Source organism: Photorhabdus luminescens subsp. luminescens (assembly GCF_001083805.1).
GTDB lineage: Bacteria > Pseudomonadota > Gammaproteobacteria > Enterobacterales > Enterobacteriaceae > Photorhabdus > Photorhabdus luminescens.
Genome location: NZ_JXSK01000001.1, coordinates 585,068 through 604,850 on the forward strand (window position 1 = coordinate 585,068; position 19,783 = coordinate 604,850).

Annotated in this window: 4 protein-coding genes; all 4 read right to left on the reverse strand. The window is 47.9% G+C overall.

The window, feature by feature from the left end; translation table 11 throughout:
• Positions 1-28: 28 nt before the first annotated feature.
• From TI10_RS02300 to TI10_RS02315, 4 genes are read right to left on the reverse strand one after another with little or no spacing between them, the layout of a single operon-like run.
• Positions 29-826, reverse strand: coding sequence for a thioesterase II family protein (locus TI10_RS02300; RefSeq protein ID WP_049581551.1), 798 nt, complete (start codon positions 824-826; stop codon positions 29-31).
• The gene (locus TI10_RS02305) at positions 826-1,923 is read right to left on the reverse strand and encodes a Gfo/Idh/MocA family oxidoreductase (protein ID WP_049581552.1); all 1,098 of its coding nucleotides are present in this window, start codon (positions 1,921-1,923) and stop codon (positions 826-828) included. The genes TI10_RS02300 and TI10_RS02305 overlap by 1 nt, the downstream gene beginning before the upstream one ends.
• Positions 1,920-13,631, reverse strand: coding sequence for a hybrid non-ribosomal peptide synthetase/type I polyketide synthase (locus TI10_RS02310; RefSeq protein ID WP_049581553.1), 11,712 nt, complete (start codon positions 13,629-13,631; stop codon positions 1,920-1,922). The genes TI10_RS02305 and TI10_RS02310 overlap by 4 nt, the downstream gene beginning before the upstream one ends.
• On the reverse strand, positions 13,631-19,753 hold the full coding sequence (locus TI10_RS02315) for a non-ribosomal peptide synthetase (protein WP_049581554.1): 6,123 nt from the start codon (positions 19,751-19,753) through the stop codon (positions 13,631-13,633). Before TI10_RS02315 ends, TI10_RS02310 begins: the two co-directional genes overlap by 1 nt.
• Positions 19,754-19,783: the final 30 nt, after the last annotated feature.

A 19,783-nucleotide genomic window follows, 5' to 3' on the forward strand; every position in this document is an offset into this window, starting at 1 on the left:
GTTTTCCCTGGAATAGAAAAAGGTGCCATTATGCAAACTCCTGTACATATTGTATAAATTGTGTAATGTGACGAATAAAACTTTCAGGTTCTTGAGTAATATAAAAATGGTCGCCTACAACCTCCTTGTAGCGATATGAAAGATGTCGCTCTCCGTCTACAAGCCATTGCTGCCATTGCTGAACCTCTATCGCGGAAGCCTCTTTGTCTCCACTGCCATAAAGCAGCAATGTTGGTGTTTGCAGTTTTACCGCATCAGTCTGCATGAGCCGGTAATAGCGTTCTGTAGCAAGGAAATCAGCTCGCAACATTGGTAAAAATAGCGCAAGCAAGCTGGGATCTTCCCGCAAAATCGGGCTACAACCGCCGATATCAATCAATTGTTCGAGAAACTCATGATCAGGTAATCCGCTAAGTTGACGGCGAGATTGAAGATGAGGAGCATGGCACCCCGAAAGCACCAGCGCCTTGGGTGAGCAGTTTTGTTGCTCAAGGCGATAGCAAGTTTCAAAAGCAACTTGTGCCCCCATACTGTGACCGACAAGTATCAGGCTCTCTCTTTGCGCAGGGGTGAATGACACCATCAGGTCAGAAAGTGACTGTGCCAATGGCGCAATACTGGCGGCAGCCTTTTCCGCCATGCGACTGTCACGTCCGGGGTAAATCACCAATGAAGCCGCGATCTCTGAATTTTCCAGTGTGGACCAACGGCGGAACGCACTGGTACTGCCCCCGGCAAAGGGGCAGATTAACAGCGTGTATTTGGGTTTGCCTTGAGTCGTCAGGCAAGGACGAATCATCGGGTGTGTAGGGAGTGCCCACGTCATCAACATTCTTCCTCAGTTAACATCAATTTTGCTGGTTCAATCCAAACAGGAGGCGGCAAGTCCTGAGTAATAGGCTCTCCCATAATGCGCAAAATTTGTTGCCATAAACCTGCTAACCGCAGTTGATAATCGTAAGCAAAAGCAGACGGGCAAGGAGCGCCGTTCAATACAGAACTTAAGGTATTGAGTAGAAATGCCACACCTTTAGCGCCATCACATTCAAATGCCGTCATCCAGTTTTTGGTTGCCGGACAAAGAATTTGTGATGTTGCCTGGTGCAAATAGTTACCATCCGGCTGACTGGCATTCAGGTAGAGGCTTTGTTCGTTATTCAGATGATCAGGAGCATGAAGGACGGGAGTCCAAATGACCGGCCCATAACTGGCTTCCTGCGTAAGATAACCGGCAGGCCAAATCAGCGTCATTTTATGCATCACCAGATTGTGCATATCGGGATCTCTCGGGTCCAGATAGGATTGCACGTTCAATGTTACTGTTGTTCCTGCGAAGCTAAGTTCAAAGCAATGAAATGCGTTGCTTCGCTGACCAACATAGACTATCTCCATCTGTTCTGGACAGTGACATGCCTGTAACAACAGATCGAGCGCGGAAAACAGCAATTGGCGACTGGTTGTCAGATAACCGCTTACCGGACGCTGCTGTGATAAGCGACTAATTTGCCGTGCCGCGTGTAACCAACTTCTTCCAGCATGACATTGGCTATAAAAGCTATTTACCAAAAACACCGCATTATGTTTGTTGGCGGTTAATTGATGTCTTTTGATGGCTTCGGCGTCAAGGGGGTGTTCCTGGATGACAGAAATTCCACGCGCCAAGAGTGCCTGAGTGAGCTGATCGCCTTTGCCGCCAATAACCTCTGCCCGTATTACTACGCAGGCAATATCAATATCGTCTGGTAACTCATCCAATGAGCGGAATAGCGGCACATTGAAATCACGAGCAAGTTGCTGCGAGCGAGCGCTGCCCTGTGCCAAAATACCAGCCAGTTCCAGACCAGACTGAGGTTGTAGGAACGCATTAAGATATAATTCGCCAAATTTCGAACCGACAATCAGAACCCGCCGTGGCTTTATCATATGTTCTCCTTAACAAGATTAGTGGTTGGTGCTGAATTCAAGATATCTTTCATACAAGTAACCAATGAGCCAACATGTTCATGTTGGAACAAGGTGTAATGATCGCCCGCAAGTTGGGTCACATGGACTGGCCCAAAAGCCTGCCAGCCAAGATCAATTGAGGCGATGGTGGTTGGATCGAGATAATCCATAAAATCAGGTAATGCCTGCGCTGCCCGAATAAGCCAGAAACGCTGTGAAGTCTGCGGTGGACAGTAGTCAAGCAACGCATTCAAGTTATGGCGCCACACGTCATAAAGCGCGGTCAGAGAGCTATCAATCTGGGCAGATTGCGGCAAAGCATCGTGCAATGCATTAAGGAAAGTTTTAGTGTCGGCAGCGATAACATGATTATCCAACGTCAGATCGGGGAATTGTCCCTGCAAATCAAGCAGGAAATGACGATGACAAAATGTTTCATTCAGCGTCAAATCAGTGCGCACATTTGGCGCAAAGCTGTCAATTAAGATACATTGAGAAACACTTTCACCCATCGCTCGTAATTGATGAGCCATTTCATAGGCCACCAATCCACCGAAAGACCATCCTGCCAAAGCATAAGGTCCTTGCGGCTGGAAGGCGCGGATTTGATTGATATAATCAGCCGCCAACGCCGCCACGGAAGGGGTATCGGTATTTAAATTATCTGGCGAAAACGCCAGTCCAATCATGCGTTGGTCGCCGAAATTGGCTGCCAAATGGCGATACCCCAACAGATGCCCGCCAATAGGATGGACGATAAACAGGGCTGGTTGCTCAACGCTTCCCTCATTCAATATCACCCCTTGGCAAGGGCTTTCTGGTTGATGTTCAATAAATTCAGCCAAAGAATGTACGGTATCGTAAGTTTGCAGCAGACTGAGTGGGTATTGACGGTTAAACGTCTGGTTGATTTTCACCATTAACCGCACCGCCGCCAGAGAATCGCCGCCTAGCGTAAAGAAACTCTCATGCACACTGATAGATTGTTGTGCCAATACCGATTGCCAAAGATCCAACACAGTTTGTTCTGTCACACTGAGAGCAACTGATGTTGGATTGGCTTCCTGTGCAGTTTCCTCAACCAAAACCGCCAATGCGCGTCTGTCAATTTTGCCGTTGTCTGATACAGGTATGGTATCGAGAATGATAAAGCGCTGTGGACACATCCAAGCAGGTAAGGTTTGTTGCAACCAATGAGGCAAAACCGGTAAAAGTTCGGTAGATAGCGGCGCTTCATCAGATAAACGCACACCTGCGACAAGTTGCAATGCGCCGGTTGACGTAGTATGCGCAAACGCTAACGCCTGTTGTATATCTGGGTGCTCACATAAACGATGTTCGATCTCGCCTAGCTCAATCCGGTAGCCACGAACTTTAATCTGATGATCATTGCGCCCCAAGAATTCAATATTACCGTCTGGCCGCCAGCGCCCTAAATCACCGGTGCGGTACAACCGTTCACCGGTTTGAGGATGAGTAATAAAGGCTTGGGCGGTTTTTTCTGAATCAGCCCAATAACCTAAAGCTAACCCTTGTCCGCCAATATAAAGTTCCCCCGTTACCCAGACCGGGCAGGGTGAAAGCGTTGCATTGAGCACATAGAAAGTCTGATTAGCCAATGGCTTTCCATATGGAATGCTGCGCCAGTTTGGATCAATCTGAACAATAGGATAAGCAATAGACCAAATTGATGCTTCGGTTGCACCGCCCAAACTGAGAAGATTCAGCGCAGGGTTAAGGATAGATAATCTTTCCGGCAAACTGATCGGTATCCAATCACCACTCATCAATACCCAACGCAAACTATCCAAGGAATGTGGATAATCTCTGGCGTATTCCTCAAGCAGTTGCACAAATGCCGGAACGGAGTTCCAAACTGTAACCGATTCTTGCTGTAACCACGTCAGTAATTTGTCGGGTTGTCGGCTGTCACCGGGAGAAGGAATAACCAGTTTTGCTCCACAACTTAAAGTACCGAACAGATCATAAACTGAAAGGTCGAATGTCAATTCTGAGATTGCCAGTACGCTATCGTGTTCATTGAGGGCAATGCGTTGGTTAATATCGAGGATAGTATTAACCGCGCCCTGATGATCTATCATCACGCCTTTGGGTTTGCCGGTAGAGCCTGATGTGAAGATCACATAAGCCAAATCCTCAGCACAAGCAGATAAGCTCTGTACACCAGTATTTTTCGGCAAGCAGTTAAGTAATATTTCATCCAGAGAAATAACCTGTACACCATCAGGCCAACTCATTTGTTGAGTAAACTTAGGTTGAGTTAATACCGTATCAACTTCCCCTGATGCCAATAGCTGATGGATGCGCTGTTGCGGGTAGCTGGCATCAATAGGCAGATAAGCCCGTCCTGCCAACAAAATCGCCATAACCGCGACAATCTGTTGCCAACCTTTTTCCATCACCACGCCAATCAGAGACGAATGCTGATTTTCTTGCGCTTGTAGATGGGCGGCCAGCGCCAGGCTTTGTGACCACAAAGTGCGATAATCGATTTGACGATCAGCATCGACTACCGCGGTACGTTGTGGGTAACGGTTTACCGCCTGTTCAATCAACGAGCAAAGCGTATACGGCGGAAAAACTTCCTTTGTCGCATTACTGTCTTGGCACAAAATCTGATCACTTACCGGGAGCCACTCTGGCAGTGGAGCGTTCCATTGGTAATCGGGTTCAAGCAGGGCGGCGACGCTAGCCTGATAATGAGCAAACATGTTTTCTGCAACTTGTGGCTGGAACAGTTGCGGCAAAATTGCCCATTGAATGATAACGCCGCCGTCTGAGCTAGAAATCAGCATACAGTCGAGATAAACATGCGGTGTTTGTGCGCCAAAAAGATTCAGCGTTCCCAATCCTGATGGCCCTTGACCCGCAGTACCAGTTGTATCGTTGAACACGATCGGCATACCGGCATTGAGATTGTGGCGGTGCTGATTTTTCTCTCTGAGCACTAATTGTCCGTCAAATAGCGCATGTTGCAGATCAGCTAACCACTGTTTCTGTATCCGACTTACCGCGTCGCTGAATCCAGTGTTATTGCGTAAATCCACTTCCAATAATGACGTGGTGGACAGATTTCCTACCAGCGTATCGCAATGTTGCGGCATTAACAGCCGGTTGCCATGCAGGACATTGATGGTGAAATGCTCACTGTTGCTCCATACCGCCAGAATATGGGTGAATAACGTCAACATAACCTGTGATGGCGACACTCGGTATTCTGCTGCACGCTGTTGCAAACGTTGCCATTGCTGTGGGCTGATATAGCCTGCCAGACATTGTTGATTAAGCTGTTGTGACTGATGATCTTTTAATGGTAATTCAGGAGCATCAGGCAGATGAGGTAAACGATTAAGCCAGTATTGCCGGCTTTGTCGCCAAACTTCCCCTGCTTTCTCATCTTCCAGTGCTTGAATATAGTCACTAATCGTCGCTGCTGGTGGTTCTGGCTGCCAGTTAGGTTCCTGATATCCACGTTGCAAATCCCCTAGGATTAACGTCAAACTTTTACCATCAGCGACCAACAGGTCGATAGTCAAATGCAATAAATGTGTCCGGTCATCAGTATGATATAGAATTAAATCAAACAGCGGCCAGTTATCGCTAGGAACACCTTTAGTGCGCAGGATATCGCGGGCATCAGCGAGTTTGGTCTCGCGTTGAGCAGGCATCATGTTACGACAGTCGATTACCGTTGGGGTATAGCAGGGAACTTCCGGCAAAATATGATATTGTCCCTCCTTCACATAACCACGTAATTGCGCATGATGGTTGATCACACGGTTCCAGGCGGTAGTGAAACGTGGCAGATCAAGATCATTGATAGCCAGTTCAGCGTAGAAATGTGCAATACCGTTACCAAACTGAAACAGTTGGCTTTCACCTAACCAATAAGCATATTGCAATGCAGTAAGTGGAAGCGTCTGCTCCGATGCTGGCTTAGTCTCAAGTGGAATAGCCTGTGTAGCGGGTGTTGTTTCAACTACTCGCAAGGTACGACAAAACTCACTCAACTTAGGATGTTCAAACAATTGTTGCAGATTTGCCTGTTTGTAACCTTGACGACGCAATTGCACCACCATCCGGGTAGCAATTAAGCTGTCACCGCCACTCTGGAAAAAGTCACTGTGACGCTGTATTGGTTGAGGAAGCAGTGAACACCAGAGCGCGATTACCTGCTGTTCTATATCATGAAGCTGGTCATCCGCGGTTTCCGATTGCACTGTTCCCACAGTTGATGACTGTGCCACGCTCTCTTTAGCGGTCACAATCAGCGGCAATTGTTCTTGTTGTTGAATATGCAATGAGTAAGGCAAAGTGGAAAATTGCGCCGCTATTTCACTGACATCAAGCCGCGCTTGCCGTTCAGCCCGCGCCAGAATCAGTTGTTGATGCAGTTCTGGCCCATCTTGCCCCGGCCATTCCAATGAAACCCGATAGCCGGATTTCTCCAGACATTGACGCCAATCATCAAGCGCCATTAATGCGCTATCACCGCGATCATCACTCCAGGCATTAATGCCTTCAATAAAGCCGACACTGGCGAGTTGCATCGCGCTTTCGGATTTCGTTGATTCAATAATCAATAACCATCCACCCGCTTTCAGTAACCGTGACAGACGTTGTAGGGTATTTCGCAGATGGGTTGCATCATGTAGCACGTTAACCGCCATAATCAGGTCATAACCGGATTCAGGATGCTGGCTAAAATCAATATGCTGATTAATATCGAACAACGCAAATTTTACGGTTTCGCCATAGTGATTAAGCAACTGGCGTGCATCATCCAGAAATAGCGGCGAAACATCGGTAAAGTGATAGCGTTCAATTGATTGTGCATTGTGCTCAAGTACCTTCGCTGAGGTTGCGCCAGTCCCTGCGCCGACTTCCAGGACAGTGAAATCGTTAGATACCTGACTCAATTGCCGGATAATTTCAGCGGCAGTTTGGTTCAGGCATCGTAACGCGGGATTCTCGCTATAAAGGCTGGCAGTGGTCTGTTTATCGGCAAACAACAGTTCCAACGCATTACCTCGTCCGGCAAGCAGGGCGTCATGTTGCTCGATACATGTCGCTACATAGCGGCTAATTGTTTGACACCACCCTGCGTCATCCAGTTTTGCCGTAGGGGCAGGAACATGATTAAGTGGTTGCAAACAGCGGTATCCATCAGCGGTTTTCTCAATAAATCCTTGGTTGTTTAATAACGTCAACCATTGGGTAAGAAGACGCTGATACTGTGGCGCAAGTTGTAAACGTTGTTCAATCTCCTCATGGGAGTGACATTGCTGAGGATAAGTGAATAGGTTATGGCGCAGTAATGTCTGGATCAGACCAAATAACGCTTGCTGTTCAATGTGTTGCCAAGAGCGCTCAAACGCCTGTTGCTCTGCCAACTCAGGCAGCGGTAACACATCGGTGTTTATTGCCAATGGTTCTGGTAGCGATAACGGCAAATTGTTTTCTGCCACCAGCCATAAATTATAACCTTGCGTGTCGTCCTGACGTGGCTGAATCTCTGCCAGTCGGATTTCAGGCTTGGAACGCAAATATTGCTCGACCTGACGTAATTCAGGTTGTTGCGGCCAGAAATCATAACGGGTATGACCAGAAGGTGGTGTATGAAGATCATAATGTTCTATGTGGTCAGGCTGGCGGCAAATTTGCACTAACAGCGCGTTATAAGCGGTAAACAGCGCCTCAATAACCCCCGGTTCCAACACATCATCCATGCAGTACCAGTTAAACAGTAAATCACCATCCACTTCCATGACCTGATGATCCAGCCAGACTTGTGGGGTTTGACTCAGAACAAAAACCGGGTCCCCCAGTAACTGAGTGATAGATTGTTTGATGGCGACGCCTTCTTGCGCCATTCCTAACATGCTGGTGAAAACCACCGGCGTCAGCGGTTGTCTGCTTTGCGCTTCACCATTTTGCTGGCGGCCAAGTTCCCGCAACACTTCAACGCCATTGATATAGTTATGGCTCAGTCGTTGCCATAGCAAAGCTTGTGTTTTCTCCATGCTGGCACGCAGGGAAGTTGTCTTACGTAAGTCAAAATCCATCAACATGACGGAGGTAAAATCACCAATCAGATCTTGAACCTCTGGATGGAAAGGCTGACGGTTAAAGAATGTCAGGTTAAGAGTAAACAACGGATGGCGGCTGTACCATTCCAGAGTATGAGCAAACAGCGTCAACAGACCGGCAGAAGGCGTTACGCCCCATTGTTGCCAGCGTTGTTTAAGCATTTGCCAATCAGATTGTGCTAATCGACCTTCATAAGTCGTGAATTGCGGCTGACTACGCTGAGGCAGTTGTGGATTCAGCGGCAATCTTGGCGCCGGAGGCAACGAAGGCAATTGTTCCTGCCAGTATGCCCATGATGCCCGCCACTCTTTACTTGCCCGTTGAGCTTGTTCGGCCATCACATAGTCACGGAAAGTAAACACCTGTGGAGCCAGTGGTTGCTGGTGGTAAGCGCGTTGCAAATCGTCCATCATGATTCGGAAACTCTGGACGTCAAACTGCAACAGATCCAGATTCATGTGTAAGCGACAGTGCGCATTCGGTAACAGGGAAACAGAAACTTCAAATAACGGCCATTGTTCTGCTGGCGGGACTTGGTAGGAAAGCGTGTGACGACGCTGAACCAGCGCCTTTTGGCAAGCCGTTTCATCCAGCATACGCAAATCATCTTGTGATAAAGCGTACCAAGGGGTTTCAGGCAGAATTCTTTGTTGTCCGTCTTCATCCACTACCATGCGCAACATGCCATGACGCTGAATTAAAGCATTCCATGCCTTCTCAAAACGCTGAACATTAAAACTATCCAGTGTCAGATCCCATTCAAATAAGACGTGACAAGCGACACCGCCAAAATCAATGGCCTGAGTACGACCAATCCAGTAAGCATGCTGAATAGGTGTCAGAGGGAATGGCGCATGACGCTGGGCGCTGTCAATAATCATCTCAGGCGGAGAGGCGGTTACTGGCTGTTCAGGCAATGCATCTCCGATGAGCCCATTAAGCCCCTCTAAAGTCATATTCTGATAAGCCAATTCGGCTGTTAATCTGAACCCAAATTGCTGGTGGATCACCGCATTTAGCTCCAGAAATAACAGGGAATCCAAACCAAGTTGCAGTAAATCCTGTTGCGGTTCCAAACCTTCAGGCTGTTCTAACCGTAACAACACAGAGATACGTTGACGCAACCAACTAAGCCGTTCCTCATTATCCTGATACAGCATGTTATCGACTGAGTGCGAAGGAGAAGGAATAAGCGTTGTCGTTGTTATGTCAGCCTGTAAACGGCGCAAAATATCGGGATGATGCTCATCTAACCGTATCGCCAGATAGCAGGGAGATGCGGTACGCAGAGATTGATTAAAATGCCAGATACCTTCATTGACGCTGAACGGCAACATGCCATCTTGCGCCAATTTTTCCACTAATCGCTGGTCGCTGGCCATACCAATGCCACCCCAAACACCCCAGACCAGTGTTTTTACCATCAACGGATTCGATGCTGTCAGCGCTAAAGATTCTAAGTACGCATTAGCAACAGCATAAGCGCCTTGCCCTTGAGCGCCTAACATGGATGCGGCAGAAGAATGAAGCAACAGATAGTGTGCATTATGTTGCTTAAGAGCAGTTTGCAACGCCGATGCACTCAGGGCTTTCACCGATAACATCTGTGACAGATGTTGAGGTCCAAGTTCTGCCAACCGGGTGTGATCTGCGATACCCGCTGCATGAATTGCCCCGGCGATACCATCCTCTTGCGCCAGCGACTCTATTGCATTTAACAAAGCTGGCGTATCAGTAACATCAACGTTAATCCAGCGTATCTCACATTCAGTATTCAGTGATAACTCTTGTACAAAAGTCTCCCAATCTGCATGTTGACGACGGGCAAATACCGCAATCCTACGTGCGCCTTGGGCCAACAACCAACGGATAGAAATCTGACCAATTCCTCCCATACCGCCGGTCACGATATGCCAACCCTGATGGGGAATCGCCATCGGCTGTTGGGAAAGCAGTAAGGATTGACGTTGTAAAACCGGTACCGAGACTTGACTTCCGCGTACTCTCAGCCAACGGTTATGTTCATTCAAATATCCAAGCGCCAATGATAAAGAGTCAGCATCGTTGATATCAGCAATATCAATCGCTTGAATATGGCGGTGGGGATACTCTTCAACCGCGACACGCAGCAACGCCCAAACAGCATATTGAGCTGGATTGATATTCTCTGGTGATAAGGTAGTTTCCGGTTGAGCACAACAAGTAATAACAGTTAAAGATGTTGCTTCATCACGTTTTAATTCGGTAATAACCTGACTGCATAATTCAACTACATCATTGCCGGTAAGCAGTAATAAAGTGTTTCCGCTTGCTGGCTGTAAATGAATACCCGCCTGACGCCAATGATTAACCATTTCGTCATTCGCAGTTGAAGAACGGAGAGTATATACCGTTGAAGATCTTGGGTTATCTGCGGTGTTTATGGTGCGCCAGTGTAGGGCATAATGAGTGTCAGGACACGGTTGTGGTGCAGGAAGCCATGAGTTGGTCATGACCTGTGTTGCCACAAACTGACGCGGCAGATCCGAACGATCGCTTAACAGGGCGAATAGACGCTCACCCGCATAGATCAAGGCAGGAAAAGCAGTGAGTAAACGTGACTCTAATAATCTGCGTTTGACATATGGCAAAGCGCGATCAGGGCGATACATTTTACTGGCTGTTGGCCCAGAAACTTCCCGGTAATAACCTTGCTGGACGCAATAGGTTAATAATTGTTCCAACAAAGGGCGCCAACAAGGTTGCAGTCGGCCAGCCCGAATAGTGTCGATGGCACTGAAACCTTGTTCAGCATCACGCCCATGACATTGATATATCAATGCATCGGTATACAGTACCCGTAGTGTTGCAGCATCGGGATTTTGCTCAATGGCAGGATCGAGCAGAGCATTCACATCAAGTTCAGCATTGATATTGGTTGTAGACTGAACAGATTTGGCAGCAGGGAAGCGGTAATGCTGCTCATCAAATGGATAAAGCGGAGCGTGGCATTTTTCCCCAGTAAGTGGGAAAAGCTGCGGCCAATCAAGCTGTACACCAGCACAGTAAAGTTGCATCAGAGCCGTTTGCTGATTTGTCTCTGGAGAGCTTTGACGTTGTACGCCAGCAATCCAGGTTTCCTGTGGCAGACTAACACGCCGCCCAATGCCGGTTAATTGTGCATCAGCCCCCATCTCCATAAATAATGCCACACCTTGCTGACGGGCAAATTCAATAGCCGGATAATAGCGTACAGTCTGACGCATATGGTTGCGCCAGTAATCTGGTGAAGCCAATTGTTCAGCCGTTGCAATATTGGCTGTTAGGGTAGAAATCAGCGGAATTTCCCCCAATGCAGGTTGCAACTGGCTACAACGTAGAGAAAATGCCGCTAGTACACCATCAAGCATGGCTGAATGTGCCGCACAGGCAACGCTAAGACGCTGGCAACGAATCTGTTGTTGCTCCAGACGTTGTGCCAAAGTAGCAATTTCCGTCTCTGTACCGGCCCAAACCCAATGTTTCGGGCCATTGCAAGCCGCCAGATCTAATGTCAGTGAATGAGTGAAGGGGATAATCTCTTCTTCGTTGGCAAAAACTGCCAGCATTGCTCCCCCTTGGGAGCAGCTTTGCATCAACTTGCCTCGTACCGCCACTAACGGCATCACCTGTTCAGGTGTGAAAATCCCGGCGACAACCGCAGCGGCAAATTCGCCAACCGAGTGCCCCAATACATAATCAGGTTTTAATCCAAGCGCCCGCCAATGTGCCGCCAGCGCAATTTGATGCGCCACAATCGCTAGTTGTGCATATTCGGTGGTGGCTAATGCGGCATCATGCTCTCCGAACATCACGGCTTTTAATGGCAATGCCAACTCTGACGCACATGCGGTACAGCAACGATCCAACATAGCGGAAAAAACAGGGGAGCTGGCATACATTGCTTTTCCCATGCCAGACCATTGACAACCCTGGCCGCTGAATTGCCAAAGTTGCTTACTTTCGCTATTGACTTGCCCACTGAAAATATTTTGTGTTGGATTTTTGTTGGCAAAGGCGGATAAATTTTCAGCGCCTTGTGGCGTTAGCATCAACGCTAAACGCCAAGGTAATGAAAGATCACGCCCCTGTAATGCGGTCCAGGCCAAATCTGCATGATGCTCTGGCGCATCATTAAATGCAGTCGCATAACGTTGCGCCAATTGACGCAACGAGGATTCAGAAGCGGCGGAGAGCAACAACGGGGCAAGTTGTGCATTATCGCTACGGCGACATTGTAATTCTTGCGGTAATGATTGCACTACGACATGACAGTTGGTACCGCCAATTCCGAACGAAGAGACGCCCGCAGTACGTAATGCTTGTGTCCAGCGCTGCCCTTGTGTTGCCAGCCTGAATGGACTTTGTTCCAACCGTAACGCTGGGTTGGGTTGCTGAACATTGATTGTCGGTGGAATATAGCCATGCCAAACAGACAGAACCGCCTTAATCAAGCTGGCAATGCCGGCAGCCGTATCAAGATGGCCCATATTGCTTTTCACTGAGCCAAGATAACAAGGCGGTACCGTTGCACTACGGTCAGAAAATATGCTGCGTAGCGCATCAACTTCTATCGGATCGCCAAGAGGCGTTCCTGTACCATGCGCCTCGATCATACCAACATCATCAACACTGACATCCGCCAGTTGGAGTGCTTCGATAATAACGTTGCGCTGACCGTTAACCGACGGGGCAGTAAAGCCAACTTTCTCATTGCCATCATTATTAATTGCGCTGCCACGTAATACAGCCATGATGGGATCGCCATCACGCAAAGCATCGCTCAAACGTTTCAGTGTGACAACACCGACGCCGTTGCCGCCGTAGGTGCCATTTGCCTGACTATCAAAGGGGCGGCAATGTCCATCAGGGGAGAAGATCATTCCCGGCTGATACGAGTAACCACTTTCTTGAGGGAAAGAAACCGCTACACCACCGGCTAACGCCATGTCACACTCACCGGCACGCAGGTTTTCACAAGCCATATGCACGGCAACTAGTGAACTTGAACACGCTGTTTGTACCATCAACGCTGGGCCTTTTAGGTTTAATTTATAAGCGGTACGTGTCGCAAGATAATCTTTATCGTTACTGATTAACGCTTGAAGCCCTTTAACTTTGCCAACATCGGTCATGGTAAATTGTGACCATGAAGGCCAAGTACTGACCCGGCTGCTACCAAAAACACCGGTTTTCAGGGGGACATGACGTGGCGCATAACCGGCATGTTCAAGCGCATGCCAGGCGGTCTGGAGAAAAAGACGCTGTTGAGGATCCAGCATTTCCGCTTCCTGGCGGGAATAGCCAAACAGCGAGGCGTCAAATTGTTCCGCCTTCTCTAATATCGCTGCCCGATTGACAAAATTTTCACTCTCAATGACTTCAGGAGGAATACCTGCATCTAATAATGTTTGACGGGAGAGTGGAACAGTACATTCAACTCCGTGTTGCAAGTTATGCCAGAAAACATCACTATCTGGCGCCTGCGGAAAACGGCAGGCAAGGCCAATCACTGCGATAGGATCGCAATTATCGTAGTGAGGCGTTAAATCAGTCATTATGCAGCTCCTTTATGACGTTTTTCCCGTTGTTGCAAACGCTTCTGTTGTTGACGCTGACGAGCGGTAATCGACTGGCGATTTCCATCGTGGGAATCCTTCCGGCAGCGCAAACTGAGCGTCTCTGGTGTTGGATAAGCAAATAAATCAGTCACAGCCAGATGATAAAAACCCGCATGTTGTAATTTGCTATGCAATTGAATTAGCTGTAGCGAGCTGGCTCCTGCCTCAAAAAAGTTTTGTTGTGCGTTAATAGGATGATTTGTTATGGACAAGAACAGGCGTTGAATTTCGCTGCATATTTGAGGATCGAATCCCTCCGAATACAGTGATGGCGCAATGACAACAGCATTATTTTCAACCATCACAGATTGCTGGCGCGGCATCAGTTGTTCCAGTGCTGCATGCCAACTTTCTGGCTGTGCCGCAAGGGTACGCAATAGCGTCATGTAGCTATTGAACATGTTTTGTAATTGATGCGGTTCAAACAATTCTTCGACAGCATCCCAATTTAGACAAAGTTCATTATCAGATTCATAAACCTGGTGATCCAACCAGATTTGTGGTGTTTGTGAAATACCCCAAACAGGTTTCATCCACGATGAATGCGAAAGGAATTGTCCTTGGCGTGTTCCCAATGCGCTGGTGAAAACAACCGGCATAATGGCCGCATCGGGGCCACGGCTCTGCGCCAGTTCACGCATCACTCTGATTGCTGAAATGTGGCGGTGATCCAGATCCTGCCAGAGCTGTTGTTGCAATCTACGGGCACTCGACAACCAATTTTTCTCCGGGTGCCAGGCCAGTAATGACAGAGAAGTGAAATCACCCAGAATGTGATTAATATCTTCATGCCAGTGTGGACGATCGAACAGGGTAAGGTTGAGCGTTAACTCCGGTTTAGTACTGAACGCAGAAAGAACCGCCGCATAAGCCGCAATTAATAGCGCGGAAGGCGTTATCTGATAGGGAGCCGCATGTTGTTTTAACTGACTCCATTCATGTGCAGACAATCGATCGCTATAGCGCACAAAACGTGGGGATTGAACACTTTCCGGGGCAATACGTAGTGGCAATTGGGGCGCCAGTGGTAATGTTTTCACTTGCTCCTGCCAATATTGCAGCGAACTCTGATGCGCTGGCGCCTGTTGCTGACGTAGTACACAATCCCGGAATGTTACTTTCAATGGCGGCAATGCATGCTGCTCGTCGAGATAGAGCTGTTCTAACTCGGCCAGCAATATCTGCATGCTCAACCCGTCTAATAACAGATTATCCAGACTGACAAACAGTCGGGAGATAATCCCATCGTCTTGCGCAAGCTGGAAATCGAATACCGGCCAGTTACTGGCATCTAATACCTGATGTGAAAGTTGTTCACGTAATGTATCTGCCTGCGTAACGTCAGTGAATTGATGTTGTTTGACGGAGAACTGCGGGACATTTTCTAATACCTGTTGCTGCCCATTAACAACCACGGTTCTCAGCATTGGATGACGCTGGATCAAGCGATTTAACACCCGATTTAAACGTTGAACATCTAACCGCTCTATCCGGTATTCAATAAAGAAATGCGCCCCAACACCACTCAAAGCGAAACCCGGATGACGTCCGACCAGATAAGCCTGCTGAACTTCCGTGAGTGGGAAAGGCTGGTATTCATTTTGCTCTTCTGGCAGAGCGCACTCTGCTGATGAGGTTTCAGCCAAAGGAACCAGTGTAGCCGCAAATGCCGCCAATTGCGGGTGACGGAAAAGATGCCCCAGTTCACCTTTGAAACCTTGTTGTATCAGCTCACCAACCAAACGTGTAGCCAGAAGACTGTCTCCGCCAAGCTGGAAAAAATCACTGTCACGGCCTAATTGCTCTGTATTGAGCAAGCGTTGCCAAATGCCAGCAACGGTTTGTTCCACCGCATTCAACAAAGTCATTTCATTCTGGCGTGGTGCTGCCTCTGTTTTTGTCGCTGACTGTAGTTCTTGCGACAACGCCTTACGATCAATTTTGCCATTAGGTGTCAATGGCAAGCGAGGAATGATATGCAAGCGCTGTGGAATCATATATCCCGGCAGATGCTGTGCCAGTACCGATTTAATCTTTTCCCGATCAGGAATGGTGACACTGTCACTTGCTTGCATCAATAACACACTAAGGTTACCGATGGTAATTGGCGTTTCGGCCTGTAGTGGTAATAGTTGCGGTAATAGCGATAACCACTGTGACGCAGAGCGTAATTGAATACCTTGAGGTGAAAGCAATTCAGTCGTAATCAAGGAAAGAGACGATGTTTGTTGCAACTCCATTGCCAATATCAACGCGCCAGGTTGAGCAAGCGGTACCAATTCCTTGATACAACGTGCGGGATCTGCTTCCCGATGTAATACGTTATTCAGCAAAATAATATCAGCCTGATGTTGCAGTGACTCAGGAACTTGTTCAGGCCAACGTTGCTCAGACCAATATTGTACTGATGCATGAGCATAACCGCTTAACCGTGTTTGCGCCTGATTAACCAGTGTCTGAGAACGTTCAAAGCCGAGATAACAGAGATGTTGATCAGTAATATGCTCTGCCAACCATTGTGCGCAGCGACCGCTACGAGCATCAAACTCTATCAAAGTCACAGGGCGTTGTAATCGCTGAGAAAGGGCAGTGATGACCTGTTGTAATCCTGCCAACCATTGCCGGGTTTCCGGCAACACAAACAATTGTTGTTCCGGTGCGAATTGCGGATCATCAAGTAATGCGATTGCCGGCTGTTGACCAGTAAGAACATCACGTAGCACAGTATGCCAGCGTTCAGGGATGTATATCGCCTCATTGTTGGATGCAGCAGGTAACCATCCGGCTTGATATACATGCTGTGTGGATTCAGTCAGTGCTTTGCATTGGCAAAGATATGCCAACATACGGCCAAACCAATCATGATATTCCGGTTGGGGCTGGTAGCGCTTCAAGCAATCTGTCAGCGATTGTGGTGAAGTAAAGGTAATATCGTGACGAGATAGATGTTCTAGCAGGAACATTGCAACTTGAGGTTCATTGCTATTCGCGGTTATTGCATGCACTGCGGGGAACAGATCTCGATAGCCAGCGGGTAACTGCGGCGCCCGATTTACTCGTCGGCATAAAGAATCACCTTCCAATTCAAGGAACGCCACCAGCGACTTCTCTTTTTCACCACTGGCTAATGCAACTCCTTTACTGATTCCAATTACTTGATTGAGGGCGGCATCAATTTCTCCCAACTCAATTCGATAACCACCAATTTTTACCTGGCTATCACGACGCCCCAGAAATTCAAGCCAACCTTCGGGATGGTAACAACCCAAATCACCGGTGCGGTACCAGCGCTCCCCTTGATCGACAACAAATTGCGCGGAAGTACGTTCTTCATCATTAAAGTAGCCTAATGCAACACCGGCGCCACCAATCCAAAGCTCACCGACAACCCAGTCAGGGCAATCACGACCATCCTCACCTACAACGCGGTAACGCTGGTTAGCTAAAGGATAGCCATACGGAATAGATCTCCACTGTGTTTTAACCTCTTTGACGATATATTCGTTTGACCAAATAGCCGCTTCTGTCGCGCCCCCCATTGCACTCAAAACACCATCAGGGTTGAATGCTCGGTAACGTTCAGGCAGCGATAAACCTATCCAGTCTCCAGACAACATCACGGTACGAAGCGCTTTCGGCGCATCCACCTCCATCCCTTCACAATAGGTCAGTAGCATATCGAACAGGGCAGGCACACTATTCCACAACGTCACATGATGACGTTCGATCAACACTTCCCAAGTTGATGGGTCACGACGTTGCGCTTCATTAATTAATACCAGCGCGCCTCCCGCCGTGAGGATACCGAAAATGTCATAAACGGAGAGATCGAAATGTAGGGCAGAGAGGGCCAATAACCGGTCGCTACTTTGGACTTGATGACGGCGATTAATATCCAAACAGGTATTGAGCGCGCTTTGGTGGCTAATAACCACCCCTTTTGGCATACCGGTTGAACCAGAAGTATAGATGATATAAGCCGGATCAGTAACCGCACGTTTAGCCATGTTTGCCAAAGGCTGCCATTGCTCATCCTGATGCCAGGAAACACAATGTACATCTTGTGACCAGTCATCATATTGTTGTTCTGGATTAATAATAACGACACGAATTCCAGCACTTTCGCAGATAGCACGACGTCGGTTTACTGGCTGATCAACCGGGACCGGCACATAAACGCCGCCGACATAAAGTATCGCTAATACCGCAACAATTTGTCCGACGCCTTTTTCCATGCTGATGGCAACCCGATCTCCCGGTATCACCGACATTTTTTGCAACACAGTTGCCAACCGGCGGGCGGCCAAACTTAATTCACAATAACTAATTTCCTTACTATTAGTCACCAAAGCAACAATATTTGGTGTACGTTCTGCCTGTAAAAACACACCTTCATGTAGAAGAGCATCCGGCAAAGGTTCAGTTGTGTCATTGATCTGAAACCGAAGCTGGTATTGTGATTCAGGCATCAGATCCGGTAATTCTTTACTCCACTGGGTGGCGTCTTCCGTTAGTCTCTCAATGAACCTCTGATAGGCGGTAAATAAAGTATCCATTAACCCATCGGGGAAGAGTTCGTCGTTACTATCCCACTGAATATTCAGCATGTTTTCATGTTCAAATGCAACGAAATCCAACCAGACCTGAGGGGTTTGCGATATTCCCCAACTTGGTTTTCCCAGAACATCACGGGTATTTTCGCCATACAAAGGTCGGCCTAAATTGCTGGTAAACACAATTGGCGCACCATGTGGATGATTGCCGCGTTTTTTAAGTTCACGTAAAACTTCTACACCAGACCAGTGACGGTGTTCGTAAGCTTCGGCAAATGTTGACTGCGCATCTTGAGCCAGTTGGCGGAACGGCAAATTATCAGCGGGAATATCTAACAGCAGAATATTGGTAAAGTCAGCCAGCAGACTATCCACTGCGGTGTGCAACGGCGCTCTATCAAACAACGTCAGGTTAAACAACAGGCGGGTTGCATGATTCCAGCGACATAATAAACCGGCAAATGCAGTCGCCAATGCCATTGTTGGCGTTACACCATTTTGTTGAGCAAGCTGTTTAAAACGTTGCCAATGTTCAGGCGCTAAACGAAAACATCTGCGTTGAATGCGGACGTTTTTTATCAGAGACGGTTCCTTAGCTAACGGAAGTTGCGGAGCAGGGGGAAGGGTATCCAATCGGTTACGCCAAAATATTTCTGCTTCTTGTCGAGCCTGCGCAAATTGCGCCTGATATTGCGCCAAATAACGGCAAAAATCGTAGTCAGAAGGGATATCCGGTAGGCTGCGTTTAGCAATTAATGCCGCCAGTTCAGTAAAGAACAGGCTAAAACTGGCGGCATCCATGATCAGTAAATCAATATTAGCGTGCAACCGGTGCTGACTCTCACCAAACAGACTTAGCTGAATATCGAACGTTTCCCCTTGTTCAACCTGTAATACCCGATGGCTTAGTTGTTCACGTATATTATTCAGCGCTTGTTGCTGTTCGTCTGTTGTCAAACTGCGCAGGTTATGAACCGTTAATTTTTTCCAATAAGCGTCGGCCATCCCTTGCTGGCGACCATCCGGCAAAAACCGTACTCGTAACATCGGATGTCGTTGAATCAACCGATGAATTGCCGCTTCCAGTTGTTCAGGTTCCAGCCCGATACCGTCAAATTCTTGATATAAATGGCAGCCCACGCCGCCTAACGTCTGTTCCGGCGAACGTCCAACAAAATAAGCATGTTGTACGGCGGTCAGCGGGAACGGACAAGCATCTGCAATCAGCGGCTGCAAAGTCGCGTCGGGTTTAGGCGCCATCTGTGTGACAGGCGTATGACGTTGCAGAAGCTGGTTCCAAGCATGCAACGTGGGTTTTTGATACAGTTCACGAAGGGTGACGCGATATCCCTGACGTCTCAACTGGTTTAACAATGCCATCATTTGCATTGAATCCAGCCCTTTGCGAATTAAATCGTCGTTATCATTCACCAGTATATTTTTCTGATTAAGAAGGCCAGATATGATCTGGCGCAGTGAATCTGGAGAGACAAGATCCGTATGCATGAAGATATCCTATAAATAATGACAATTACG